This is a genomic window from Vibrio frigidus (genome assembly GCF_042465995.1).
GTDB lineage: Bacteria > Pseudomonadota > Gammaproteobacteria > Enterobacterales > Vibrionaceae > Vibrio.
The window spans coordinates 1-381 of the sequence record NZ_JBCDMC010000053.1; the positions used below are offsets into that span (position 1 = coordinate 1).

The 381-nt window shown below is 40.9% G+C and carries 1 tRNA gene and 1 rRNA gene; both read right to left on the reverse strand.

Features of this window, described 5'->3' with window-relative positions:
• Positions 1-150 precede the first annotated feature (150 nt).
• A tRNA-Glu gene (locus AACW90_RS22980) sits at positions 151-226 on the reverse strand.
• Between the two features lie 89 nt (positions 227-315).
• Positions 316-381, reverse strand: a 16S ribosomal RNA gene (locus AACW90_RS22985); the annotation flags it as partial.

Here is a 381-nt window from a genome sequence, read left to right on the forward strand (position 1 = left end):
GATCCAATAGGATTTGAGAACTTTTATTTTGATAAATAATAATCAATTATTTATCAGTCAGCTTTCCAAATTGTTAAAGAGCAAAGATTTTATACTTATCGTAATAAGTGAAAACCATTTTTAAATACACTCGAAAAATGTGCTTAAAGATGGTATCCCGTAGGGGAGTCGAACCCCTGTTACCGCCGTGAAAGGGCGGTGTCCTAGGCCTCTAGACGAACGGGACATAGGGTCGAAGGCACGGTGGCCTTCTACTCTCTTTACTTTCTAAACCTATATCAATTTGTGTAGACACTCATCAAAGCAATCATCGTTTAAGGAGGTGATCCAGCCCCAGGTTCCCCTAGGGCTACCTTGTTACGACTTCACCCCAGTCATGAA